This window comes from Pseudomonas sp. GXZC, from assembly GCF_026967615.1.
In the GTDB taxonomy this organism is placed as follows: Bacteria; Pseudomonadota; Gammaproteobacteria; order Pseudomonadales; family Pseudomonadaceae; genus Aquipseudomonas; species Aquipseudomonas azotoformans_A.
In genome coordinates this window covers 818,710-844,147 of sequence record NZ_CP114115.1, presented here as the reverse complement: position 1 = coordinate 844,147, position 25,438 = coordinate 818,710, and the positions used below count along the sequence as shown (strand labels likewise).

Genomic DNA, 25,438 nt, shown 5'->3' with positions numbered 1-25,438 from the left:
ATGCCTTGAATGAGCCATCGCTACGCACCCCTGTTCACGCAACTGGCCTGGGCCCTGATGCTGTCGAGCTTGCCGGTCGGCATGGCCGTGGCGGCGCCGGGCAACTGCAGCGCCTTGGGCCAGTTGCCCGCCGTGGTCGAGGTGGGAGAAGGCCTGCAACAAGAGCTGCAATCGCCAGTGGCAATTACGCGCCTGGCCATCGGCGACCCGAGAATCGCCGATGTGCGGGTCAATGGTGACCGCAATTTTCTGCTGACCGGTGTCTCGTCCGGCGCCACCAGCCTGATGGTCTGGACCGCCTGCGCCAGCACGCCGCGCCAAAGCATGGTGTTCGTCAAAGGCAAGGCGACGTCGGCCTTGACCAGCTTGTCGCTGTCGCCGTCGGACGATCCGCTGTTGCCCAGCCAGGTGCAGACGGATATCCGCTTTGTCGAGGTCAGTCGTACCAAGCTCAAAGAGGCCAGCACCACGATCCTCGGCACCGCCAAGAACGCTTTTTTCGGCAGCCCTAACTTGCTGTTCCCTACGCCCACCACCCAGGCCCTGGCGATCAGCAGCAGCAACTTCAATATCGGTTTTGGCGGCGGCCGCGTCTCTGCCATGATCAACGCTCTGGAACGCAGCGGTTTTGCCTACACCCTGGCACGGCCAAGCCTGGTGGCCATGAGTGGCCAGAGTGCCTCCTTTCTGGCTGGCGGCGAGGTGCCAGTGCCGGTACCCAGTGCCGGCAGCGACACCATTTCCATCGAATACAAAGAGTTCGGTATTCGCCTGACCCTGACCCCTACAGTGATTGACCGCAACCGCATCACCCTCAAGGTGGCGCCGGAAGTCAGCGAGTTGGACTACAGCAACGCGGTCCAGATCGAAGGCATCCAGGTGCCGGCCCTGACGGTCCGTCGAACCGACACCAGCGTGTCCCTGGCCGATGGCGAAAGCTTTGTGATCAGCGGCCTGATCAGCACCAATAACCGCTCAACCATCAGCAAGTTTCCGGGGTTGGGCGATATCCCGATCCTAGGCGCATTTTTTCGTGACTCAAACATCAGCCGCGAAGAGAAGGAACTGCTGATGATCGTCACGCCGCATCTGGTGCAACCGCTGGCGGCCAACGCGCAACTGCCCTCCCTGCCGGGCGAAAAACTGCGCAACTATGATCCGAACTGGTATCGGTTGTTCTTCCTGGAAAACGGCAACTTCGACCGTCGCAGTGGACTTTCCCAATGAGCGATAGCCTGAGCCAGACCTTTCTCGCCATCACCCGCAACACCACTGATCTGGAGTGGCTGCAGGGCGCCCTGGCGCCCCTGGGCCAAGTCGTCAGCGCCGGCACCGGCAGCCTCGACGAACTGCTGGCGCTGGTGGACGTGACCTTCGCCAACCTGGTGTTCGTCGGCCTGGACCGCGAAAACGTCGTGGCCCAGAGCGCACTCATTGAAGGCGCCCTGGAAGCCAAGCCGATGCTCGCCGTGGTCGCCCTGGGCGATGGCATGGACAACCAGTTGGTCCTGAATGCGATGCGCGCCGGTGCCCGCGATTTCGTCGCCTACGGTTCGCGATCCAGTGAAGTGGCGGGCCTGGTGCGACGCTTGAGCAAGCGCCTGCCCACCGTCACGCCCAACACACAGCTGGGCGGCCTGACCGTATTGTTTGGCACTCAGAGCAATGCCGATGGAGCAATGCTCGCCACCCACCTGGCGTTGGTCGTGCAAAAGAGCGGGCAGCAAACCCTGCTGCTCGACCTGGGCCTGCCGCGCAGCGACAGCCTGGCCTTGCTGGGCCTAGAGAGCACGTTTAATTTCGGTGATGCGTTGCGGCATTTGCGCCGCCTCGATACCACCCTGATCAACAGCGCCTTCACCACGGCCCTGGGCGGGCTGCGCATCCTGGCCTACGCCACCGGTGACGAACCGCTCAAACTCACCAGCGCCGCCGAACTGTTCATGTTGCTCAGTGCGCTGCGCCAACATTTCCAGCACATCGTCGTGAACATTACCGGGCAACCCGACAGCGAAGCCCTGCGCACCTTTGTCAGCCACTGCGACAAGCTGCTGTGGTGCACCGACCAGAGTGTGCTGGACTGTCGCCGCAACCTGGCAATACTCAACCGCTGGCGCGAAAAAGGCATGAAGCTCGATCACGCCAAGTTGGTGGTGGACCGCTATATCAAGGCGTGCGCCCCCGACACCGAAGCCCTGGAAAAAAGCTTCGGCCTTGAGTGCATCGCTGTATTGCCCCTGAGCGCCGAACTGCGCCTGAACGTGAAAAACCAGGGCCAGACCCTGTTTGCCCTGGCCCCGCGTGAACCCTTGACCCAAGCCGTGCGCACCTTGGGCGAGCGCCTGGCGAAGCGATCCGAAGGCTTGGCAAAACCTTCAATGCGCTGGTTTGAACGCATCCTGGGGTCGGGACGATGAACGGCGAAAAACTGTTTGGCGGCCCGGCCCGCACTGCCGGTGGCAACAGCGATCACGATGGCCTGAAGCTGGTGCTGCACCGCTACATCATCGACGCCATCGAGGAGTCGGGTAAGAACCTGCTCGAAGGCACGCGCCAGTCCCTGGCGCAATTTGTCATCGACAAGGTTTCCGAATACATCACGCGCATGCGCCTGGCGATCTCGCGTTATGAGATGGAGCGCCTGGCCGAAGAAATCGTCGACGAACTCACCGGTTTCGGCCCGCTGGAAGTGCTGCTGCGTGACCCCTCGGTGACGGAAATCCTGGTCAACGGGCCACATCGGGTGTTTATCGAACGCGATGGCCTGTTGCACCAGAGTGACCTGCGCTTTATCGACGACCACCACGTGGAGCGTGTGATGCAACGCATCCTCGCGCCGCTGGGCCGGCGCCTGGATGAGTCCTCACCGATGGTGGATGCGCGCTTGCCCGATGGCAGCCGGGTCAACGCGATCATCCCGCCGATTGCCCTGGATGGCCCGTGCCTGTCGATCCGAAAATTCCGCAAGGACATGCTCAAGAGCAGCGACCTGGTCGCCATGCAGACCATTGATCAAAGCATCTTCGAGTTCTTCCAGGAGGCCGTGGGCAAGCGCTGCAATATTTTGATCAGCGGCGGCACCGGCACCGGCAAGACCACCCTACTGAACATCCTCAGCCAGTTGATCAACCCCCATGAACGCCTGGTGACCATCGAAGACGTCGCCGAACTGCAACTGGGCCATCCCCATGTGGTGCGCCTGGAAACCCGTCCGCCGAACGCCGAGGGCCATGGTGAAGTGCGCTCCAGCGACCTGATCCGCAACGCCCTGCGGATGCGCCCGGACCGCATCATCCTCGGGGAAATCCGTGGCGTGGAAGTACTCGACGTCATGACCGCCATGAACACCGGCCACGACGGTTCCATGAGCACCGTGCACGCCAACAATGCCCAGGATGCCCTGCTGCGCCTGGAAACCTTGGTGGGTCTGACCGGCCGCGTGGTCGCCGAAAAAACCCTGCGCCAGATGATCTGTGCTGCGCTGGACGTGATCATCCAATTGACGCGCATGCCTGATGGCCGTCGCTGCGTCAGCGAAGTGGTGGAAGTGGTCGGCGTGCGCGAAGACGTGTATGTCACCAACACCCTGTTCCGCCTGGACCGGCGCACCGGCTTCGGCTTCCTGCGCGAGGCTATCAACCCGGCCGGCGACAAACTGCGCCGTGAATCGGCCTTGCAGTCATAGGGAGCGCGTGATGATAGGACCGGTGTTGTTGCTCGTTTGCCTGCTGCTGATCGGCCTGTCGTTCTGGCAACTTCAGCATGGCCTGCGCAAGGCCCAGACCGACCGCGTACTGGAACGCCTCGGCCAGGGCCAGCCCGAAGCACAGGACGTCAACACCACGTGGACCGGCCTTGAGCGGATGTTTCAGCGCGCCGGGTTGGGCAAACCCACCGAACGCCTTGGCCTGTGGTTGAGCGCCTGGGTGATCGGCGTACTGCTGGGCTGGCTGCTCGCCGACGGCTTAGGCCTGATCGCGATGATCGTGGGCCCCCCCCTGTTCCTGCGGGTGTACATCAGCTGGCGTTATCAACGCCGCGTGCAACGCATGGTCGAGCAACTGCCGCAGTTACTCGACCACAGCGTGCGCAGCCTCAAATCCGGCAGAACCTTGGCCGACGCTGTATTGGGTGGCGTCGAGAGCACTGAAAACCCGCTCAAGGAAGCCATGGGCCGCGTGCAGCGCAACGTGCGCATGGGCGTCAGCCTGCCGGACTCGGTCAGCGACTTTGCCGAGTTCTACGAACAGGACGAATTCCGCCTGTTCGCCCTCGGTCTGAAGGTCAATCACCGTTATGGCGGCAATGCCAGTGAGCTGCTGGAAAACCTGATCAAAATGATCCGCGAACGGGAACAGGGCGCCCGTCAACTCAAGGCCATGACCGGCGAAACCCGCATGACCGCCTACGTGCTTGGCGGGCTGCCGATACTGATCGTGGGCTACTTCATCATCGTCAATCCCGATTACCTGATGACCATGTGGAACGACGGCACGGGGCGCATCATGCTGTTCAGCGCGCTGGCCATGGACATCAGCGGCACCTTGCTCATGTGGCGCATGCTGAGGAGTGTGTGAGATGGCCCTGCTGGCGTGTGCCTTGTTGTTACTCGCCGCCCTGGTCTTGGTGGGCGGCCAGTTGCTCGAAAACCGCCGGCGTGATCGCCAGGTCGCTGAACGTCTGCAAGGGCGCATGGGTGGCGATGCCAAGTTCGGTACGCTGTTGCGTCAACTCGGCGCAAGCAGCCTGGCGCAGCGCTCGGTCAGCCTGGACAACGAGACCCAGGTGCTGCTCAACCGCATCGGTTGGCGCAAGGCCAGCCAACGCTCGCTGTTTGCGGCCTTTCAGATCGGCTTGCCGATCGTGCTCTTGGGCCTGACTTTTCTCGGCCAGCAGATTTTTTTCCCTGACATGGACCCCGCCTGGATTGCGCCCCTGTTTGGCCTGGGCATCGGCTACCTGCTGCCCAAACGCGTGCTCGCCGCCGCCGCCAAGCATCGTCAGCAGGCCATCGCCAAAGAAATCTCAACCTTCATTCCGCTGCTGCGCATCCTCTTCGAATCGGGCATGGCAGTTGAACAGTCATTGCGTGTAATGGGCACCGAAGCCCAACGCTTGCTCCCTCACCTCACCCATGAATTGCGGCTGATCCTGGCACGGGTCGACTCCGGGTTGGAGCTGGGCGAAGAACTCGGCAAGACCGTGCGCGTGTTGGAGGTGGATGAATTCACGGACACCTGCATCATTCTCCAGCAATTGATCCAACAGGGCGGCGGCGCGATGAAGTCCTTGCTGGCGCTCAAGCAACTGCTCGACGACCGCCGCCTGACCCGCCTGCAGGAATACATTTCGAAGATGTCGGCAAAGATGTCGGTGGTGATGATGGTGTTTCTGTTCCCTGCGTTGCTGATCGTGCTCGGCGGCCCAGCCTTTATCGGCATCGCCCGTGCGTTGGTCCATTTTTGAGGAGACGTTGATGAAAGTACTGATTGCCGGCATGGCCTTGCTGATGCTCGGCGGCTGCGCCACCAACGGCCAATCGCCCTGGGCCGCGCTGACCTCGCCGGGCAGTTGCGCCAAGCCGAGTTCGGAGCAGGAACTGGCGCTCAACCTGTCCGATGATTTAGCCAACGAAGGCAAGCTGCACGCCAGCCTGGCGAACCTGCAGAACCTGCCCGACGCCTTGCCTCAGGTGCGTCAACGCAAGGCCCGCACGTACCGCCTGCTCGGGCGCAGTGAAGCCGAGCCGCTGTACCGCAGCCTGCTCGGCACCTGCATGACCGCCGAAGGCGAGCACGGCCTAGGGCAGTTGGCGGTCGCCAAGGGCGACAACGGCCTGGCCATGGCGCACCTGCAACGGGCGGCGCAGCTGGCACCCACCGACGAAAAGATCCGCAATGACTTGGGCGTGGTGTACCTCAACCAATTGCGCGTGGAAGACGCTCGCTTTGAGTTCATGACCGCCATCGAACTCAAGCAGGGCGACCCGTTGGCCGCCGTCAACCTGGTAACGCTGTTGATCTATCAGGATGACTGGGGGCAAGCGGCCAAAGTGGTCAGCCAACTGGGCCTGAGCCGCGAGCAGGTCACGGATGCCCAGGCCCGTGCGGAAAAACTCAAGGGTGCCCGCACGGCGGCGCGCAAAGTCGCGACCGTCCGCGATGGCCTGCCGGTGAGCCTCAAGTAAGGAGTGATCGATGAAAGCACATTACCTGATCGGGCTGGCGCTGTTACCACTGGGTGCCATGGCCATCGAACCCGGCCCGTCATCACCGCAGCAGGCGGAAACGGAAAACTGGATGGCGTTGCAGATCAATGGGCGGGCCGCTTCGCCGACGCCGCAAAGGGCCACGCCCGCGGAACGGGAGCAGTCCTTGCAGCGTTGGTTGGACAGTCACAAGCACCCGATTCCGGAGTTTTATGAATCGGAGTCGGGTGGGGGTTCTAAAGGCGGCAAGAGCCAGTGACGCTCAATGGGCAGTCACCCGCTGGCGCATCGCCGAGTTGCTCGGCGACAAGGCCAGTGCCAGTTGGGTGCGGTTATGCATATGGGTCAGGCGCAATACCTGGGACACGTACAGCTTGACGGTGTTCTCGGTGATCCCCAGTTCGCAGGCGATCTGGTAGTTGGTCTGGCCCTTGCCCACCAGGCGCGCAACGTCAAGCTGGCGCGGTGACAGCTGGTTGAAGATGGTCGGAATTTCCATCGGCCCGGCGTCTTCGGCAACCAGATCGGCCTCATCGGCCAACCCGGCGCTTGGGCTGCGACGCACTTTGTCGAGGTCCTGGTACAGGTCATTGATGGATTCGGAAAGGTATTGCAGCTTCTGGTTCAGGTGCCCCAGTTGCAGTTCTTTCTGCCGCTCCTCCAATGCCGCTTCCTGGCGCTGCAGGCCTTCGAGCAACTCGTCGAGATTGATCGGTTTCTGGTAGTAGTCCGAGATCCCCGCACGCAGGGCCTTGATCACGTCCTGTTTGTCGGCGCGTCCGGTGAGCATGATCGCTTCGAACGCCCGCGCCTTGCCCGCCACCTTCTGCATGGCCTGCACCAGCTCGATGCCGTCCATGTCCGGCATGTGCAGGTCGCACAGCACCAGGCCGATCTCGGCGTCTTCGCTGAAGCGCTTCAAGGCGTGTCGGCTGGACTCACACGGGACGCAACGGTAACCACTGCTTTCAAGAAATTCGCAGAGCTCTTCAACGATCAACGGTTGATCGTCGACCACGAGCACTTTCACCGCCGAGGTAAGCTTGTTCACGCGTTACTCCATGCCTGGCCAGCCAAAAGATTGACCTATCCATTTTGACGAAGAATCCTATGCATCCACTCAATAAACCTAGACCTACTTTCCGACTATGTACATAGCGATAGAGGCCTTCTGCGACTAATGGATCCAAAGCCAGTAAAGCACAAACCCTGTCAATACAAAGGGGGCATAAGGCTGTTTTGTTGACACGCCTGGTGACGATACCTCGCGGCGCACGCTAAGCCGTTGATGGATAAGCACCCAGGCGCCCTGGAACACAGCGGCACCGATCAACGACCACAATAAGGCATCCAGATTGCTCGCCAGGGCCAGGGCGGCCAGCAGCTTCACATCCCCTGCGCCAAAGCGGCCCAGCGCATACCCCGGCAAGGTCAGCAACAGCGCCACGGCGAAGGCCCAGCCCCCATCGGTGGCGGGCGCACCCAACCAGGTCGTACCCGTCCATACCAGGTAGATCAAGGCCAAAAACGCCGCCCCCAGGGTCAAGCTGTTGGCGATTTGCCGTTGGCGCATGTCCTGCAACGCGCAGAGTCCCAACCAGATCAGTATCACCACGCTATGGATCACGTAAAAAACATCCCTTTTCGCTGAATGATTCTATGCTGATATCAAGTAGTAGCCGTCAGGGTAGACGCAGTCATGAAAACAGGCCTGCCTGGTAAGCAAAAAGGTGCAGCCGCGATTGAGTTCGCCCTGGTCTTCGGGATCTTTTTCGCGGTGTTTTATGGCTTGATCAGCTATAGCCTGCCGCTGCTGATGTTGCAGTCGTTCAACCAGGCGGCGGCGGAAGGCGTGCGCCAGGCGATGTCGGTGGACCCTGCGGCCGCCGGCACCACTTATCCCACTCAAGTGACCACACTCGCCAAAACCACCGCGTTAAAACAGTTGAAATGGATCCCCAGCAGCTTTCAGTTTACCGATGACTTGGTCACCGCCACCTACTCCGGCACCGGCACCCCGCTGACCGTCACGATCAAGTACCCCACCAGCCGTCTCAACTCGGTGTTCCCGGCGCTGGTGTTGCCGTTCATCGGCACCGTGCCGAATCTGCCGGCCAACCTGTTGGTCAGTTCGAGTCTGCAGCTTTGACCTCGGGGGACAAGCTCTTCGGGCGCCTGCTCGGCCGCAGCAGCGCGCTCGCACTCGATACGCCCGGCGCCCCTGTGCCAGGGCTGCACCTGCTACTGGATGCTCAGGGCCGTGTGCTGGACTTCAGTGGCACCCTGCGCGCGCTGCTCGCCCCCCACGAATCACGCCCCTTGCTGCGCGAGTTGTTGTGCGCCAGCAGCGCCTTGAGTATCGAAGGCCAGCCCGCCGACTGGCAACACCAGAGCCTGGACCTGGACTTCCAGGGCGTCGCCGGCCGGCCCCTGCATACCCGGGGCTGGATCGAACCCGAAGACGACGGCTGGCGCTTGCACCTGCAAGACGTCAGCGACTTGCTGGCCGGTAGACAACTGGCCCAGCATCGCGAGCAGAACCATCAGTTGGCCTGCCAGATGAGCGAGCAGTTGCGGGTGTGCAGCCTGACCCGCCTGCCCGAGGTGTTCAACGAGCACCTGCGCAGCCTGGCCCAGCGCTGGCACATCCCCTGCGTGGCCATGGCCTTGCTCGACGAAGAAAACCAGGGCTGGCGGATCTACAACCACTACGCCGCCCACGATGCACCCGCCTTGTGGCAGACCGGCCAGCACCTGGGCACCAGCCTGGACAGTGCCAATGGCAACACGCCGTTGAGCCTGGCCGAGGAGCGCAGCGACAACCCGCGCCTGCACAGCATTTTCGGTAATGCCGATGGGTTCCTGGTGCCTTATCGTGACAGCCAGGGCGTTGCCGCCTGGTTGCTCTGCGGCTTCTACAGCGGCCAGCTAAATACCAACGAGCGGGACTGGTTGAACCTCACCGCCGCCCTCGCCGCCCCGCTGTTGAGCCGACTGCGCGAGCAACGCAACCACCAACAGCTCGACCGTATGGAAGCCCTGCAAGGCCTGCTCGGCACCGGCTGGTGGGAACTGCTGCCGGCCACCCAGGAGATCCAACTGGCCCCGCAGTTGCTGCACAATCTCAGCCTGGAGGACGGCCCGACCCGCCAGCCGCTGGACCAGTGGCTTGAACTGATCCACCCCGCCGACCGCCAGGCGTTCAACAGCCGTTTGCACGACCTGCAAGCCCTGGGCAAACCCTTGATGACCAGTGTGCGCCTGCAACGCACCGACGCCGAGCACAACCCCCTGTGGTATCGCGTCCAGGGCCAGGTGCTGGGCGTGGGCGATCACCGGCGCTGGATTGGCTTCATGCTCGACATCAGCGACATCAAGAACCAGCAACTGCAAGCCGCCGCCGCTCATGCGCGCCTGGACAACCTGATCGCCAGCTCGCCAGCGGTGATCTATGTGCAGCGCTATGTCAGTGGCGCCCTGCACCCGGCGTTCTTCAGCGACAGCCTGCTGCCGCTGCTGGGTTGGACCCTGGCCGACTGCACCCCAGACAACCTGGCCTCGTTGATCCACCCCGACGACCGTGAACTGTACTTCGAGCGCAGCCGCCAACTGCTGCGCGAAGGCAACGTGCGCAGCCGTTACCGCCTGCGCGACAAGCAGGGCCACTACCATTGGCTGCTGGACGAAGCCAAACTGTTGCGCGACGACCTCGGCCTGCCGGTGGAAGCCGTCGGGCTGTGGCTGGATGTCACCGAGGCGACCCTGGCCGCCGAGCAGATCAAACAAAGCGAAGAGCGCTACCGCATCCTGGTCGAAGACTCCCCGGCGATGATCTGCCGCTATCGCCCGGACCTGACCCTGACCTTCGGCAACACACCGCTGGCCAACTACTTGGAATGCCCGCCGGCGCAACTGCCGGGGCTGAACCTGGGGCACTGGCTGTCGGACGAACAACGCCAGGCCTTTGTGCAACGCATCGAACAATTGACCCCGGAATTCCCAGTCAGCACCGCCGAGATCAGCCTGGAATTGCCCGGCCGCGAACATGCCTGGTGGGTGTGGTCGGACCGGGGCGTGTTCGACGAACAGGGCACACTGGTGGAGGTGCAAGCGGTGGGCCGCGACAACACCGAAGTGCGCCGCTCCCAGCAGCAACTGACCCAAAGCGCCAAGATGGCCACCCTTGGCGAAATGGCCACGGGCATGGCCCATGAGATCAACCAGCCGCTGAACGTGATGCGCATGGCCATCGTCAATGTGCTCAAGCGCCTCAGTAACGGCGATGCGCAGATCGACTACCTCACCGAAAAGCTCCAGCGCATCGACACCCAGGTACAGCGCGCTGCGCGCGTGGTGGACCATATGCGCGTGTTTGGCCGCCGCTCAGAAATCGAACAACAGCCCTTCGACCCGTCACAGGCAGTGGAAGGCACGCTGTCGCTGCTCGGTGAGGGCCTGCGCGGCAAGGGCGTGGACCTGCGCATCACGCCTGCGGACTTCACGGTGCAGGTCAAAGGTCATGTCGACCAGCTCGAGCAAGTGCTGATCAACCTGATGGTCAACGCCCGTGATGCGTTGCTGAGCAAACGGGAAAAAGATCCTGGGTTCCGCCCGTGGATCGCCCTGCACTGCGAGCATGACAGCCGACATGTGCGCATCTGGGTGGAGGACAACGGCGGCGGCATTGACCCACGTTTGCTGGAGCGGATTTTCGAGCCGTTCTTCACCACCAAGCCGATCGGCGTGGGCACCGGCTTGGGTTTGTCAGTGAGTTACGGGATCGTGGAAAACATGGGCGGGCGCCTGAGCGTCGCCAATGGCGAGCACGGCGCGAGGTTTTGTGTGGAGTTGCCGGTAAGTTAAATCACCAGATAGGCGCGGCCCATGTGGCAACTGAGGTTGGCGCCGACTTCGGCGTTGCCCAGGCTGATGCCCAACGCCGAGAGCAGCGTGTTGACGATGGGGTCGAGTATCGGCGACAGGACGTTTTGGACAAGGCTGACCACCGAGCTGATGATGGTCGCCAATGCGCTGGTCACGGTGCCGTTCGCCGGGTTGGGTGTGCTGCCGCTGGGCGGCACGTAGGTGACCTGCAGACCGTTCAGCGTATCCCCCAGGCTATAAAGGATATCGGCGGTGCCTGGCGCGTTCTTGTAGGTCGGCGTCGTGTTCATTTCAGCCACGGGTAAAAACAGCATCGAGTTGGTTTGCGCGGCGACGGTAGACAGCGCCTTCAAATTCAACCCCCCACCTACGCCCGCTGTACGCGGACCACAGATCAGCGTCAGCACAATGCAATAGCGTTCACCAAAGTCGATCAGCCTGACCGGTTGTACGGTGACGGGGGCTGATGAAGAAAACGCAGTAACCGGATCCACGTAACCCACGCCCAACGTGGCCAGCGAGGTGGTGGTCTTTACCGTCAACGATTTGGTGGCAGGCGTGGCGCAGCTGTAGTCCGTGACATAGCTTTGCGCACTGGCCGCCTCGATATAAATGGACAGGGTTTGGTTGATGTCGACATCCGTGACATTGCACGCCACCAGGCACAAGACACCGCCGACCACGGCCGGAATGTTCAGGTTCAACAGGCCGCTGACCACCTTCGACACCGGCGTTCCCAGCCCGGAAAGAATCGACGTGACACCCGAAACCACCTTGATGATCGGCGCATCAATGGTGACCAACGTGCGTACCTGCGCCGTTCGCACAAAAATCTGATCCGTTTGCGGGTTATTCAAAAGCCCCGCCTTGGCCTTGGCCGGATTGCCAATCGCCGACAGTTGCGGTGGCTCGATGACTTTGGTCTGGATCGAAACGGTGCCCACCAGCGGAATATTGACCTTGGCTGCCGCACTCACCGCATTCTTGCTACTGGAGAGCTGCGCCACGGTCTCCAGCAACTGAAACAACTGCACACTGGTATTCAAGGCCGCCGCCGGCGTTCCGGTGGCGACTTTCAGCAAGTCTCCGACCTTCAGCAACTGGGTGTTCGGCGCGATGGCGTTTACGGTAATCAGATCGTTGATGACCGCCGTGGCGACCGCGCCGTTTTTTTGCAGAACCTTCACGGCGGCGTCGAGCAACTGACTGGCGGAGACAGCAGTGCTCAGCAGCGCGTCGTAGTCCCCCGCCTTCACGTTCAATTGAATCGCCAACTGATCCAGATAGCTGAGCAGGTTCACGTTCGTCGTCAGCAAGCCATTCCAGCCCGCTGCCGTCAGCGAAAGGCTACCGCCCAACAGATTGCCGATGACCATGTTCAGCAACGGGGAGTTGGCCGAATTCACGGAGGCCAGGCTGCTGCGAATCGTCAGTTGCGCCACCGGTGGCGCAGTCGCAGCCACGGCGGTGGCACTCAATATCGTCTGGGTGGCAACCGGCGCACCGCTGAACATGTTCCAGATACCACTGGCGAGACTGGTCATGACACTGCGCGTCGCGACGACGCGTATGGCGTCGTTCTTGGTCGCATCAGCGACGAACACACGGATATTGCTGGCATTGGTAGGCAAGGTGCCACAGGTCACGGCCAGGCCCCGACTGTTGTCGCCGGCGACCACCGTAAAGCCGTTGCGCGCGGCGTTTTCCTTGGCGTAGTCATTGGCCGTGGTGGAGGGCGTGCACAGGCCGCCACGACCGGCGGCTTCCAATGCCGCTGTGTCGGCGATGGACTGCAACCTGCGTTTTTCCAGGTACAGGCGACCGCTGTCCACCGCCAGCAGCATGAACACCATGGCCACCGCCAGGGTGCCTGCCGCCATCAAGCCAATCGCACCACGCTGCCGGGAACCCAGTTGGGGAGACATCAGGCACTCCTTAGCGCTTACTCTCCAATGTTGGTTTGAAGTGTAGACAAGGCTTCAGGTGCGCGCTGGCCAGTCGCCACATTGGCGACTGGCGGAAGAGATTTCTAGTGCGGTGGGTAGCTGGAGAGGACGCGGGTTACGGTGGTGCGGATGGCTTTGTCGCGGTCCTGGGGGTTGGGCGAGGAGGCCATCATCTGTTCGTCGCTGCCGCGCCACACCAGCTTGCCGTCCTTGCCGTCGAGCAGGTCAATCTGGATGGTGGCGACTTTGTAGGTGATGTTGCGCGTTTCGTTGTACATCGGCGCGCCCCAATAGCCGTTCCACGGCCCGCCCCAGGCGCCGCCGTAGTTGGTGGTGACTTGTTGCTGGCGGTCCTCGACGATCAGGTAGGCCTGAACATTCAGGTCAGCCTTGCTGCCCGGCGCCGCTGGGCGCAGGCCGCGCTGGTCGAGTTGCTCGCCGACGGCCTGGCGGATGCGCTGTTCGGTGAGGTCACTCTTGATGCGCGGATCATCCGGACGGTATTGCAGCGCCGGGTCTTTCCAGGCCCAGCTGCGGTAGGCACCGAAGTCCCGGCTGGCGTCAAAATCGTGGTTGACCTGGCTGGTCTGGCAACCGCCCAGCAACACTACAACAGCAAGCGTAGCGATACGACGAAACATGGTTTTTCTCCAAAGAGCGACCCGCGCTAAAGATGAGAATAGCTGTTAACTGGGAGGATACGCCGTCATTGCCTTTTGCACCGCCTGGCGCAAGGCATCTCCCCGCTCACTGAGGCTTCCCTGGCTGCCGGTTTCCGCACTGGCACTCCACACCGGCTGGCCGGTGCGGGCATCGAACAGATTGACGCGAACCACCACGACCTGCACTTCATAGGTGCGCACGATCGGCACCGAGTTATACATGCCGTAACCATTGCCATAGCGGTTGTAGCCGCCGTAACCGTAGCCGTAGTCGTCCTGGACCTGCTTGAGGCGTTTCTCCAGGCGCACATCGGCGCTGACAAACAGGTCCGCCGGGCGATTGTCATGCAAGGGGCGCAGCCCGCGTTGGTCAAGGGCACCGCTGACCGCTTCGGCAATCTGCGCCGAATCCGCCCAGGCCGTGCCCGCCGGTAACTGGCCGTTGCGCCAGGCCCAATTGCGGTAGGCGCCGTAGTCGCGCACGGGCGCCGGGTAGGCGCTGGCATCAAAGGTATTGGCCGCCTGGGGCGGCGCCGGAGGGATCGGCGCCGAAGCGGCAACATAGGGGTTCGGGCTGGAACACGCGCCCAAACCCAGGGAAAACAGGATCAAACAGAGACGACGCATTTCGACCTCCGCAGACTGGGCCGCTTAAACCGGACGGCAGATCCAGTGCAAATAACGCCCAAGTCCGGCAAAGCTTGGGTGACGACGGTGAGCGAGTTCCATCTCCAAAAGGTCCTGCACATTGGCGCGGGCCTGGAATTCCACCGGCATATAGTCGTGGAACACCCGCACGCCGCTTTGGCTTTCGACCTGCCAAAGGCCATCGAGTTGCGCCGCCAACTCACGGGGATCAAGGGGTTGTTGTGGCGTCAGGCTCTGCTTTTCGCCGGCCATGTCGTTCTTGCGCATTTTGCGGAAGTGGCCTTTGAGCAGGTTGCGGTAAATCAGCGCATCACGGTTGTAGAACGCCAGCGATAGCCAACCGCCGGGCACCGTGAGTTGGTGCAGCACCGGCAGGATCGCGTGGGGCTCGGCCAGCCATTCCAGCACGGCGTGGCACAGCACCAGGTCGTAGGGTTCGGTGAGCTGGCCGAGCAGGTCTTGCCAGGGTGCATGGATAAACGTGGCGGTTTGCCCGGCATCCGCGAAGCGTTGACGGGCGCCTTCCAACATCGGCTCGGCGGGCTCGGCCAGGGTGACCTCATGGCCTTGTTCGGCCAACCACAGCGACATATGGCCCAGGCCCGCGCCGATATCCAGCACGCGCAAAGGGCGTTTCGGCAGGGCCTCGGTCAGGTCGGCCTGGAGCACCGCCAGGCGAATCGCGCCTTTGGCACCGCCATAGATTTTCTCGGCGAAACGCGTGGCCAGTTGGTCGAAATGACGATCACTCATGGGCAAACCGCCGTTCACTGTCGGCCAACTTGGCGCGTACCACCTCGTTCATGTCCAAGCCCAACTCGCTGCACAGTAATAGCAGGTACAGCACGATATCGCCGACTTCCTGCCCGGCATGGGCGAGTGTGTCGGCCGGCAGCTGGCGCGACTGGTCTTCGGTCAGCCATTGGAAGATTTCCACCAGCTCGGCCATTTCCACGCTGGCGGCCATGGCCAGGTTTTTGGGGCTGTGGAATTGTTTCCAATTGTTGGTATCGCGGATGCGGTGCAGGCGTTCGGTGAGGTGTTCGAGGTTCATGCGGCAGGCTCCTGAAGGTGGATAGCTTCGGGCCGAAAGCGCCGGAAGGCAAGTTAATCCACCACACTGAATTCGATCCTGGCCGTCTGCCCCGCCTCATCCAGCACACTCAGCTGGTAGCGGCCCAGGCGCTCGAAACTGGTGTTGATAAAGTCCTGGTTGGCGCTGTCCCCCAGCGGCGCGCCATTGAGGAACCACCAGCGTCGCCCGCTCCCACCCAAGGCGGAGATTTTCAGGCGCAGGGCCTGTTGGCTGGCGGCGGGCAGGCGCAGTTGGTCACCTTCGCGCACGCCGACAATCGACAACGGCGACGACGCGGCCAATGCCGGAGGCGGACACTCGGGATCGGCGGCCGGGATGCGTGCTTCGCGGCGCTCGACCCGAGGCAGCCAGGGTTCCAGCGGCGCGGGCCACAGGGCGATGTTTTTCGGCTCGGCGCCGGGGCAATGGGCGTCGACCCGCAAGCCCTTGGCATTGACCCACACGCTTTCCATCAAGCCCACGCTCAACGGCTGGTCCAGTGCCTGCAAGGTGGGCGGCGTGGTGTTATCCAGGGTCCAGGCAAAGCGCTGGCGCCGGCAATTGGGGTCACTGCGGCTCATGGGCTGGCCCAGCGGCCAACAGATCGCCGCCACGCCGACATTGGCCGGAACCGGTTTGACGGGGGCGCTGATACCGCGCTGGCTGTCGCGGTTGGTCAGCACGTCATGCACCTGCAACATCAACGGCGCGGCCGAGGCCAGGCCGAACTGGCCCGGCACCGGCGTGCCGTCCGGGCGGCCGATCCACACGCCGATCAGATAACGCGGCCCCACGCCGATGGCCCAGGCATCGCGAAAACCGTAGCTGGTGCCGGTTTTCCAGGCCAGCACCGGGCGTTGCACCAGTTCGGCACGTGGGTCACGGTCGGGCCGCGCCTGGCCGCTGAGGATACGCCGCACAATCCAGGCGGACCCTGGCGACAGTAACGGCCGTTCCCTGAGCGTATCGTCCGGCTGTAATCGAATAGCGGCGCTCCTGCCGTCACGGGCGAAGGCGCTGTAGCCGCTCACCAGGTCTTCGAGGCGACTGCCTGCGCCGCCCAGGATCAGCGCCAGGTTCGGTTCGGCCAACGCCGGCAGCGCCAACGGCACACCGCCGATGCGCATTTGCGCAGCAAAGCGCTTGGGCCCGTAGGCCTCCAGCAACTGCACCGCCGGCAGGTTGAGCGAACTCGACAGTGCCGTACTCGCCGGCACTGCACCGGTAAACCCCATGGAGAAGTTGCCCGGCCGGTAATCGCCATAACGCCGGGGCACATCCTGCAACAAGGATTCGGAGTGGATCAGCCCATCATCCAGGGCCATGCCATAGAGAAACGGTTTCAACGTGGAGCCCGGCGAACGCAAGGCGCTGATCATGTCCACATGGCCGAAGCGCTTGGCATCGTTGATATCCACCGAGCCAAGGTAGGCGCGCACGGCCATGCTTTCCTCTTCCACCACCAGGATCGCGGCGGACGTGTACTCCGGCAGCCGCGCGCGCCAACCCAGCAGCAGGTCTTCAAGACGGCGTTGCAACGTGGCATCCAGAGTGGTGCGGATCAGCGGCGGGCTGTCGGGGCGGTTCAGGCGGCGCGCGAGCAGGGGCGCCAGGCTCGGCTCCAGGCGTGGGGCGAGCAGCAACGGTTCTTCCAGGGCTTCATCGACGGCCGATTGTGGCCAGACCTGGAACTCCGCGAGGCGGCGCAGCACTTTGTCGCGGGCTTGCTGGGCACGTTGGGGATGGCGATCCGGGCGCAACCGGCTGGGCGCCTGGGGCAGAACGGCGAGCAAGGCGGCTTCGGCGTGGGTCAGTTGCGCAGGGGATTTGCCCAGGTAGGCCCAACTGGCCGCCGCCACACCCTGCAACGTACCGCCGAACGGTGCGCGGTTCAGGTAGAGGTTGAGGATTTCGCCCTTGGACAGGTGCCATTCCAACTGCGCCGTGCGCCACAACTGACGCAACTTGCCGTGGAAGGTGCGCGAATGCGGATCCAGCAACCGCGCCACCTGCATCGACAAAGTGCTGCCGCCCGACACCACCCGCGCCCCCGTGAGGTTCTGCCAGGTCGCCCGCGCCAGCGCCAGCGGGTTCACGCCGGGATGCTGGTAGAACCAACGGTCCTCATACGTCAGCAGCGCGTCCAGGTAATACGGCGATACTTCGCTGGTTTTGACCGGGTAGCGCCACACGCCATTGGCATCGGCAAACCGCCACAACGGCGTGCCATCCTCGGCCAGTACCACCCGCGCCAGGTCATCCTTGGGCAAGGGGAGCGGCCAGATGCGGTCGGCCAGCCACAGCAAGGCCAGCACCAACAACAGGCCGGCCAAGGTCCAACGGGCAACTAAACGCAAACTCAAACGGGCAAACCTCTATGCTGGTAGGGAACTAGCCTGTTGCAATAACAACCAAAGGCACAGATACGCCCACCTTCTCATCAGGACACACATATGCAGGTAGAAAGCTTTTTCGGCTGGTTGGGCCAGGCGCTCGGTTCCATCATCCGTTTTATCGTCGACGGGCTCAGCGGCCTGTTCGGTGCGCTGACCAATGCCGGTGGCAACTTTATCGATGGCCTGTCCCGCACCTTGGGCATGGACACCTCGATCATCAGCATCATCACCCTGATCATCGGCCTGATGCTGCTGTATTCGGCGGTGCGCGCCTTTATGCGGGCATCGATCATCATGGGGATTATCTGGTTGCTGTTGGGCCTGTGGCTACTGAGCTGGGTTGTGCATTAACAACGGGGCCATGACGAACATGGCCCCGTTTTACATTAACGCCCCTTGATCACCAGATCCGCCGGCGTCTCACCCACCGCCTGCCAGTTCGGCCGGTACATCGACTCCACTTGCGGCGGTGGCACACGGTAAGTACCTGGTGTCACGGCACGTGCCAGGTACAGCAGGTGCGTGGTGCCGGAGCCTTCCAGGTTGATCGCCGCCACGTAACGGTCATCACGGAACTCCTGGTGCTTGAGCGATGCGTTCTGCATCGACTCACGCCACTCCTTCACTTGGCTGCTGGCGTTTTCCAGGCTGGCGGCGCTTTGCGCCAGGTTCTGGTTCTCCAGCTCCAGGCCAGCCGGCAACAGGTCCACCACCAACGCATCCGGCACCCGCTGCTTGGCACTCACCGCCAAATGCACCAGCACCAGATCGCCACTGTTGAGGCTGCGCAGGTTCAACGGCTGGCCGTTCATGCCCAGGTATTCGCGGCGGATGCTCAGGTTGTCGCCACCCGGTGCCGGTGGCACCTGTGGATATCCCGAAATCGTCAATTGCTGGTACACCGGCGTCTCACCCTGATTGCTCAAGGTCAGATCACTGGACAGCAACTTGCCTTCCAATTCCAGCGTCGACTGCTGATTGTTCAGTTCCTGCACACCGCCACTGCCCGTCAATGACACTTGCCAGTTCGCATCAGGCTTAGCAAACCCAAGGCGCCCGGCCAGGAACAGCGAGTTACGCTCCTGGGTCGACAGGTACGGGCTAGCCGCCAGTTGATCCGACAGCGTGAACAAGCGCTCCTCGCGCTTGCCCTTGGCCAAGTCGTTCTCTTCCAGCAAAGCCAGGATCATCGCCTGGTCGCGCAACGGGCTACCGTAGTCGGCCAGCCATTCATTGGCATTACGCTGCGCCGCCAGGCCGGCGAGCAACGCCTGGTCCGCACGCGGCTGGTCACCCATCTTCTGCAACGCGATGGCCAACTGCACCAGTGGCAGACCGGAGCGCGCATCACTGCGGCGCTCAAAGATGCTGCGCAACGCGCCCAACGGCGCCTGCTGACTGCGCGCCAGCACCATGCCCGCGTAGGCCTGCACGGCAAAGCGGGTGTGGTCGGCGTTGTCGCTGTAGTCGACGTCGATCAGGTTGCGTTCCTGCACGTAGCGCAGCAGACGCTCGCTGGCCTTTTTCAAGGCTTCAGGCGGCACCGCGAAACCCTGGTCGCGAGCGCGCAGCAGGAAGTCGGTGACGTAAGCCGTCAGCCAATATTCCTCTTCGCCATCCGCGCCCCACAACCCGAAGCTACCGTTGTAGCGCTGCATGCCCAGCAGGCGTTCGATGCCCAGCTCGATCTTGCGTTTGCGTTCGCTGTCCGACTCGCCTTTGATCGACAGGCGTTTGAGCAATGCATCGTCGGCATACAGCGACGGGTACAGGCCGCTGGCGGTCTGCTCCAGGCAACCGTAAGGGTAGGCCTTGAGCGCACTGATCTGCGCACCGAGGTTCAGCGGCGGCCGACTCGACAGGCTCAGCAGCGCCTGGCGTCCCGACGCATCGAACTGATCCAGCGTCCCCGCCGGCAAGCTCCACGGTTGATCCTTCAGCACCGCGCGATAGTGCTTGAGCAGCGCCGGATAAGCCGGGCGCACGCCCAGGGTCCATTCGCGCGTAAACGGCGGCAGGTTCTCACTCGGCAGATCCAGGCCATTCACCGTCACCTTGACCTTGCCCTGCCCCAACCCGCCCTAGGCTTTCACCGGGATACGCAGGGTGGTGCGCTGGCCTTGCTTGAGTTCGACGGTTTGCGCGCCGCCGTTGACCAGCTCCAACTGCCCATCGGCGCTCAATTGCACATCAAGTTTCTGCGGTTTGCCCGACAGGTTGGACAGGTCCAGCGCCAACGAGGTCTGGTCGCCACCTGCCATGAAGCGCGGCGCCGACAGCTCGGCAATCAGCGGGGCGGCAATCACCGTCTTGGCTTCGGCCATGCCGTAGCGATCGTCACTCCAGGCCTGGGCCATCAGGCGCAGCTCGCCGTTGAAGTCGGGAATATTGACGCTGACTTCGCCCTCGCCTTGCTCGTTCAACGTCACGGGGGCGCTTTGCAGGGCGACGATGGTCACGCTGGTGTCCGGGCGCTTGCCACCCTTGGCGAGTGCCGCGTCGCCACCAAATGCCAGGCTGGCCAATCGGCCCTGGCCGGCTTCGATCAACTGACCGTAGATATCGAATTGGTCCACACCGTAGGCCTTGCGACCGAACAGGCTGGAATACGGATCCGGCGTCGGGTATTCGGTGATATTCAGGATGCCCACGTCCACGGCAGCGACCAGCACATACACCTGTTTCGGCACGCTGCCATCGGCATTCTTGGCGGCGATTTTCACGGTGAGCGGCTGTTTGGGGCGCATTTTTTCCGGCGCGCTGAGGGTCACGCCGAGTTTGCGCTGGGTGCGATCCAGCGGCAGGTGCAGCAGGCCCACCGCCCGTTTGGGCGTGATGTTGGCTTTGCGCTCGCCGGGGCGGATCACCAAGGCGCTGACATACAAATCATGACGCGACCATTTCGGATCAAGCTTCACCGCGAAGCTCTTGCCCTCAGCCGGCACCTCGATTTCCTGCCACCACAATGGGCCTTCCGCAGACTCCACCAGCAGGTAGCCCTTACCCGCAGCCGGCGGCGTGACGGTCACATTGGCCGTATCGCCATCGCCATAGGCCGGTTTATCCAGCGCCAGCTTGACCTGATCAGGCCGCACGGCGCCGCCTTCAGTGTTGTCCTGGGCCTGGTAACCAGCCCAGAAGCGCAGGCTGCTGACCAAGCCGGTCTGCGGGTCTTCGACCTCGACGCGGTACGGGCCCCACTCCACCTGAAAGCTGACTTTGGCGGTGTCGCCCGCCTTGATGTTCAGGGTCTGTTCGTCGAGGTTGAGGAATTTCTCGTTGAAGTGATAGCTCCAGCCGTCATTCTCGGAGTAGTTCCAGTAGTAGTCGCGGCGCTCACGCACCAGGCGCACCTTGAGGTTCGGCGCGGCGAGCTTCTGCCCGTCCTGGTTGGCCAGCAGCACTTCGAACTCCGCCGGGCCGTCGCCGTTGGTTTCCTTGCCATCAAACAGTCCGCGCAGGCCCGGCAGTTGCTCGGCGGGCCAGATCGGCTGCACCAGGCGCCGGGTGATCGGCCGTCCGCCTGACTCTTGCAGGCTGGCCTGCACGATCAGTTGCAGCGGCGACTTGGCCTCGGCCCATTTGCTTTCAAGGGTCAGCGCTTCCTGGCCCTTGGCGTCGAGCACGCTTTCTTCCAGTTCGAAATCCTGGCTCAGTTCTTCTTCGGTGACGGAGCCGAACTGATAGCCCGGCAGCGACTTGACCGCTTCGCGTAACGGCCGCACATAGACTTGGCCGCTGACGCGATTGCCCGAGGCAGGCGCGCCGTACAGGTAACGGCCGTTGACCTGGATCACCGCGTCGTCCGCCGGCTTCAGCGGGGTGTCGCTGCCCTTGAGTTCCAGCGCCAGGCGCTCGGGCAGGAAGTCTTCGACGAGGAATTCATACAGCTGCGGTTTGCCATCGCCCAGGTCAAACACCAACTGCCAGCGCCCGGTCGGCGCTTCGCCAGCCAGTTGCAGTTGATATTGATAAAGGCCAGAGGCGTCGGCATCCCAGACGAATTTGCGGCTGACCTGCTCATCCGGTCGACGCACTTCGACGCTCACCGGCTGCGGCTTGACGGCATTGCCGTCCTTGTCCCGCAGCAGGGCATTGAGCAGCACGGTTTCGCCAGGGCGATACAGGTCACGCGGGCCGAATACAAAGAACTGCAAAGGGTGGGAGGGTTGGCCGCCGATGTCGAACTCGGCCAAGTCCAGCGCCGCGCTGTCGAGGCGCAACATACTGGTCTGTTCACCTTGCTTGGCGAGCAACACCTGGGCCTTTTTCGGCAATGGCAACTCGGCGTGTCCGCCCTTCTCGGTCTTGCCCTGGCCCAACACACGGCCTTCGGCGTCGAGTACTTCAAGGTCGACGCCATCCAGCGCCTTGCCACCTTCCAGCGCCTGGGTAAACACGTCCAGGCGGTTGGCATAACGGTGCACCGACAGGCCGATATCACTCAGGGTAAATAGCGTGGCCGGCTGGGAATAGTTGTAGGTGCCCGAAGCCCGCATCACCGCCAGGTACACGCCTGGCTGTTGCAATTGCTTGAGGCCGGCGATCGGCAGCAGCAGGGTTTCACGGGTGTTGCGCGCCGGGTTCAGGTCGAAACGGCCACCGTAGACCAGTTCGGCCAACGGCAGCAGTTCGCGGGACTCATAGCTTTGCAGGCTGGTGTTGCGACCCCATTGCGCGAGGAAGGTGGGCAGGGATTCAGGCTTGATGCGGAAGAATTCGACGTCGATCTTGTCGACGTTCAGCGCGATCACCGGCAGGCCTTCGGCAAGGCGCGTCGGCAGCAAGGTGCCACGGCTGGCAAAGCCGACAGTGGCTTGCAGGTCGCGGGTTTCCAGGCGCGCGCTGTATTCGGCGGCGAGGGTATTGTCGTTGACGGCCTTCACACCGGCGTCGACCGTGAGCACCAGCTTGCGCTGCGGTTCCAGGTGGCGCAGACGCAGTTCCATCAGGTTGTCGGAGATTTCCCAGGCGCCATCGACCTTGCCGGACTTGCTGTCCACCAAGTGAAGTTTGTCGGCGAATTTCTGATCGGGGTCCAACGGGATGGAAAAGCTCACGGAGAGCGTGCTGGCGCCGTCGAGCTGCACTTCGGACACGTCCACCACGCTCAACTCGCGCCCGGCGTAACGCTGTTTTAGCGCCGCCACATCCACCACGGCCTTGGCCGGTTTGGGCGCAATCGTCGCCGCCGCGGGCGCGGTCGGGGCAGCCGGTTTATCGGAGGAATCGCAGGCGCTCAGCAGGGCCAGCGCGCAAGCCAGGAACAGTCCTTTGTTAAGCATGGGGCACTCGTAGTGGGAGGGGCCGAGGGTGAACTATATATCAGCCCGCGTGGGGCCGATGAGGTGCTGGTCACATTGACCGACGGAGGGTGGTTTGGTTCTGCCGCGCTGCCAATGCCCGGTTACAATGCCGCTCCTCTGAAGGAGCCTGCATGCCCACCTTACTCACTGACTGGCGCCATCGCCCCACCCACCGCCGCGTCTGGGCCCTGGCCGCGCCGATGATCCTGTCGAACATCTCGGTGCCGTTGGTGGCGCTGGTGGACAGCATGGTCATCGGCCACCTGCCCCACGCCCACCAGTTGGGCGCCGTCGCGGTCGGCGCCAGCCTGTACACCTTCCTCGCCTGGGCCATGGGTTTCCTGCGCATGGGTTCCACCGGTTTCGCCGCCCAGGCTGCCGGGCGCAATGATGGGGCGGCGCTGCGGCAGATCCTGCTGCAAGGCCTGTTGCTCGCACTGGGCCTGGCGATGCTCTTGGGCACAGTGGGCATTCCGCTGAGCCATCTGGCGTTGGAGTGGATGCAGCCTTCACCCGAACTCAATCAACTGACCCAGGATTTTTTCCATACCCGCCTGTTCGGCCTGCCCGCCGCATTGGCGAGCTACGCATTGGTCGGCTGGTTTCTCGGTACGCAGAACGCCCGCGCGCCTTTGGCGATCCTGCTGACCACCAATCTGGTCAACATCGCGTTGAACCTGTGGTTCGTCCTCGGCCTGGATTGGGGTGTGGTCGGCTCGGCGCGTGCGTCCGTAGTGGCGGAATGGACCGGCGCTTTGCTCGGCCTGGCGATGACGCAAAAAGCCCTGCGCGCCTACCCCGGCCATATTGCCTGGGCCGCACTCAAACTGTGGGAGAGCTGGCGCCCACTGCTGGCGGTCAACCGCGACATTTTTATCCGCAGCCTCGCGCTGCAATCGGTGTTTTTCATGATCACGGTGCAAGGCGCGCGCCTGGGCGACGCCACCGTGGCCGCCAACGCGCTGCTGCTCAACGGCCTGTTGCTGGCCGCCCACGCCTTGGATGGATTGGCCCATGCGGTCGAAGCCCTGTGCGGGCACGCAATCGGCGCCCACGACCGCCAGGCCTTGCGCCGTTCATTGGTGGTGGCCGGCGGTTGGTCGTTGATCGCGAGCATCGGCTTTGCGCTGCTCTTCACAGTGGCCGGCCACCTCTTTATCGCCATGCAGACCGACATCCCCAGCGTGCGCGAAACCGCCGACCTCTACCTGCCTTACCTGGCGATACTGCCGCTGATTGCAGTGTGGAGTTACTTGCTGGATGGCTTGTTCATCGGCGCCACCCGCGCGCGGGAGATGCGCAATGGCATGCTGCTGACCGTCTTGCTGACACTGCCCTTCGCCTGGGCGTTGCAGGGTTTGGGTAACCACGGGCTGTGGATAACCTTCCTGCTCTTCATGGCCCTGCGCAGCCTTACTTTGTGGGCGATTGCCTGGCGCTTGAACCGACAGGACCAGTGGCTTGGATAAACGCGGTGACCCGGTCCAGTACCGGCGCCAGCCAACGCAAGGGCCGGGCGATCGCCCCCACCAATGTCTGGTGGTTGGTCTTGCCGAAATAGACTTCCTCTACCGGCACACCTGCCGCCCGTAATTGCTGGGCCAGCCCGCCGGTGTTGCGTTTGGGGTTGACGAGCTTGTCATCCGTCGAGGCGATCAAGAGGCTGGGCGGTGCGTCACGGCTGACGTGGTTGATCGGCTGGGAATCCGGCGGTGAATCGGGGAAGAAAAACACCGGTTTCACGTCAGGGTTTTCAATCGGCAGAAAGTCATAGGGCCCGGCCAGGCCGATCCAGCCTTTAAAGATTGACGGCGTCAGGCCAACCTCTTTCAGCCAACGCGCATCCAGCGCCAGCATCGACGCGTTATAGGCGCCGGAGCTATGCCCCATGACATAGAGCTGTTGGGGATCACCACCATATTGGGCGACGTGTTGATAGGTCCAGGCAACGGCGTGGGCGTTGTCTTGGAGGAAAGCGGGATAACGCACTTGCGGGTAAAGTCGGTAATCGGCGATCACCACCACGATGCCGCGTGAGGCCAGGGCTTCGCCGACGAAACCGTAGTCGTCCCTGGAGCCGCTGTTCCAGCTGCCGCCATAGAAAAACACCACGACTGGAGCATTGGAGATAACAGGGACAGGCCGGTAGATATCGAGTTTTTGCCGGGGATCATCGCCGTAGGCGATGGCTGAAGTTTTGGTGAAGGTGTTGGAGGGGGTGAGTGCGTTGAGCACTTTGATGGGCGAACAGGCCGCAAGGCATGCCGCGACGGCCAGGGTGAACGCTTGCAAGAATACTCTCGACATCGCCAA

At 62.7% G+C, this 25,438-nt stretch carries 20 protein-coding genes and 1 pseudogene; 11 read left to right on the top strand and 10 right to left on the bottom strand.

From position 1 onward, the window contains the following. Positions 1 to 9 precede the first annotated feature (9 nt). The 7 genes from OZ428_RS03880 to OZ428_RS03850 are packed head-to-tail and all read left to right on the top strand — an operon-like array spanning position 10 to position 6,467. Complete coding sequence (locus tag OZ428_RS03880) at positions 10 to 1,227, top strand: type II and III secretion system protein family protein (protein WP_033897320.1); 1,218 nt, start codon at positions 10 to 12, stop codon at positions 1,225 to 1,227. Beyond that, the gene (locus tag OZ428_RS03875; protein WP_269132752.1) at positions 1,224 to 2,417 is read left to right on the top strand and encodes a pilus assembly protein; all 1,194 of its coding nucleotides are present in this window, start codon (positions 1,224 to 1,226) and stop codon (positions 2,415 to 2,417) included. Before OZ428_RS03880 ends, OZ428_RS03875 begins: the two co-directional genes overlap by 4 nt. After that, the gene (locus OZ428_RS03870; RefSeq protein ID WP_033897322.1) at positions 2,414 to 3,685 is read left to right on the top strand and encodes a CpaF family protein; all 1,272 of its coding nucleotides are present in this window, start codon (positions 2,414 to 2,416) and stop codon (positions 3,683 to 3,685) included. Before OZ428_RS03875 ends, OZ428_RS03870 begins: the two co-directional genes overlap by 4 nt. A gap of 10 nt (positions 3,686 to 3,695) precedes the next feature. Further along, on the top strand, positions 3,696 to 4,577 hold the full coding sequence (locus tag OZ428_RS03865; protein WP_269132751.1) for a type II secretion system F family protein: 882 nt from the start codon (positions 3,696 to 3,698) through the stop codon (positions 4,575 to 4,577). Position 4,578: 1 nt separating this feature from the next. Continuing rightward, entirely contained in the window at positions 4,579 to 5,466 is an 888-nt protein-coding gene (locus OZ428_RS03860) for a type II secretion system F family protein (protein ID WP_269132750.1), read from the top strand. A gap of 10 nt (positions 5,467 to 5,476) precedes the next feature. Beyond that, positions 5,477 to 6,187, top strand: coding sequence for a tetratricopeptide repeat protein (locus OZ428_RS03855; protein WP_033897325.1), 711 nt, complete (start codon positions 5,477 to 5,479; stop codon positions 6,185 to 6,187). A gap of 10 nt (positions 6,188 to 6,197) precedes the next feature. Beyond that, on the top strand, positions 6,198 to 6,467 hold the full coding sequence (locus OZ428_RS03850) for a DUF3613 domain-containing protein (RefSeq protein ID WP_061435169.1): 270 nt from the start codon (positions 6,198 to 6,200) through the stop codon (positions 6,465 to 6,467). A 3-nt stretch (positions 6,468 to 6,470) separates the two neighbouring features. Here OZ428_RS03850 and OZ428_RS03845 read toward each other — a convergent pair whose 3' ends face one another. Both OZ428_RS03845 and OZ428_RS03840 read right to left on the bottom strand, forming a co-directional pair. Continuing rightward, a complete protein-coding gene (locus OZ428_RS03845; protein ID WP_061435167.1) occupies positions 6,471 to 7,259 on the bottom strand; it encodes a response regulator transcription factor in 789 nt (262 codons plus the stop codon). Positions 7,260 to 7,385: 126 nt separating this feature from the next. Beyond that, positions 7,386 to 7,835: a prepilin peptidase gene (locus OZ428_RS03840; protein WP_269132749.1), complete on the bottom strand. Its 450-nt coding sequence runs from the start codon at positions 7,833 to 7,835 to the stop codon at positions 7,386 to 7,388. Positions 7,836 to 7,907: 72 nt separating this feature from the next. Here OZ428_RS03840 and OZ428_RS03835 point away from each other — a divergent pair, with 72 nt between their 5' ends. Beyond that, positions 7,908 to 8,357 (top strand): TadE family protein, encoded by a 450-nt coding sequence (locus OZ428_RS03835; protein ID WP_269132748.1) that lies wholly within the window; start codon positions 7,908 to 7,910, stop codon positions 8,355 to 8,357. Next, on the top strand, positions 8,354 to 11,071 hold the full coding sequence (locus OZ428_RS03830) for a PAS domain-containing sensor histidine kinase (protein ID WP_269132747.1): 2,718 nt from the start codon (positions 8,354 to 8,356) through the stop codon (positions 11,069 to 11,071). The genes OZ428_RS03835 and OZ428_RS03830 overlap by 4 nt, the downstream gene beginning before the upstream one ends. Here OZ428_RS03830 and OZ428_RS03825 read toward each other — a convergent pair. The 6 genes from OZ428_RS03825 to pbpC all read right to left on the bottom strand — a co-directional run bounded on the left by OZ428_RS03825 (position 11,068) and on the right by pbpC (position 17,786). After that, positions 11,068 to 13,017, bottom strand: coding sequence for a pilus assembly protein TadG-related protein (locus OZ428_RS03825; RefSeq protein WP_269132746.1), 1,950 nt, complete (start codon positions 13,015 to 13,017; stop codon positions 11,068 to 11,070). The two genes, OZ428_RS03830 and OZ428_RS03825, sit on opposite strands and share 4 nt — an antisense overlap. 104 nt (positions 13,018 to 13,121) lie before the next feature. Beyond that, positions 13,122 to 13,679 (bottom strand): DUF4136 domain-containing protein, encoded by a 558-nt coding sequence (locus OZ428_RS03820; protein WP_269132745.1) that lies wholly within the window; start codon positions 13,677 to 13,679, stop codon positions 13,122 to 13,124. Between the two features lie 45 nt (positions 13,680 to 13,724). Then, positions 13,725 to 14,327, bottom strand: a complete 603-nt coding sequence (locus OZ428_RS03815) for a DUF4136 domain-containing protein (protein ID WP_269132744.1) — start codon at positions 14,325 to 14,327, stop codon at positions 13,725 to 13,727. A 24-nt stretch (positions 14,328 to 14,351) separates the two neighbouring features. Beyond that, on the bottom strand, positions 14,352 to 15,101 hold the full coding sequence (locus OZ428_RS03810) for a methyltransferase (RefSeq protein WP_177113236.1): 750 nt from the start codon (positions 15,099 to 15,101) through the stop codon (positions 14,352 to 14,354). Continuing rightward, positions 15,094 to 15,402 (bottom strand): MazG-like family protein, encoded by a 309-nt coding sequence (locus OZ428_RS03805; protein WP_038843772.1) that lies wholly within the window; start codon positions 15,400 to 15,402, stop codon positions 15,094 to 15,096. The genes OZ428_RS03810 and OZ428_RS03805 overlap by 8 nt, the downstream gene beginning before the upstream one ends. Before the next feature lie 53 nt (positions 15,403 to 15,455). Beyond that, the gene (gene pbpC, locus OZ428_RS03800) at positions 15,456 to 17,786 is read right to left on the bottom strand and encodes a peptidoglycan glycosyltransferase PbpC (RefSeq protein ID WP_269132743.1); all 2,331 of its coding nucleotides are present in this window, start codon (positions 17,784 to 17,786) and stop codon (positions 15,456 to 15,458) included. Positions 17,787 to 17,876: 90 nt separating this feature from the next. On the opposite strand from pbpC, the gene OZ428_RS03795 reads away from it, so the two are divergent. After that, the gene (locus OZ428_RS03795; RefSeq protein ID WP_016977007.1) at positions 17,877 to 18,170 is read left to right on the top strand and encodes a hypothetical protein; all 294 of its coding nucleotides are present in this window, start codon (positions 17,877 to 17,879) and stop codon (positions 18,168 to 18,170) included. Between the two features lie 35 nt (positions 18,171 to 18,205). Here OZ428_RS03795 and OZ428_RS03790 read toward each other — a convergent pair. After that, positions 18,206 to 23,104: pseudogene (locus OZ428_RS03790) on the bottom strand (alpha-2-macroglobulin). A gap of 152 nt (positions 23,105 to 23,256) precedes the next feature. On the opposite strand from OZ428_RS03790, the gene OZ428_RS03785 reads away from it, so the two are divergent. Then, the gene (locus tag OZ428_RS03785) at positions 23,257 to 24,594 is read left to right on the top strand and encodes an MATE family efflux transporter (RefSeq protein WP_033897337.1); all 1,338 of its coding nucleotides are present in this window, start codon (positions 23,257 to 23,259) and stop codon (positions 24,592 to 24,594) included. Here the strand turns inward: OZ428_RS03785 and OZ428_RS03780 are convergent. Further along, a complete protein-coding gene (locus tag OZ428_RS03780; protein ID WP_269132742.1) occupies positions 24,539 to 25,432 on the bottom strand; it encodes an alpha/beta hydrolase in 894 nt (297 codons plus the stop codon). The genes OZ428_RS03785 and OZ428_RS03780 overlap by 56 nt on opposite strands. Positions 25,433 to 25,438 lie beyond the last annotated feature (6 nt).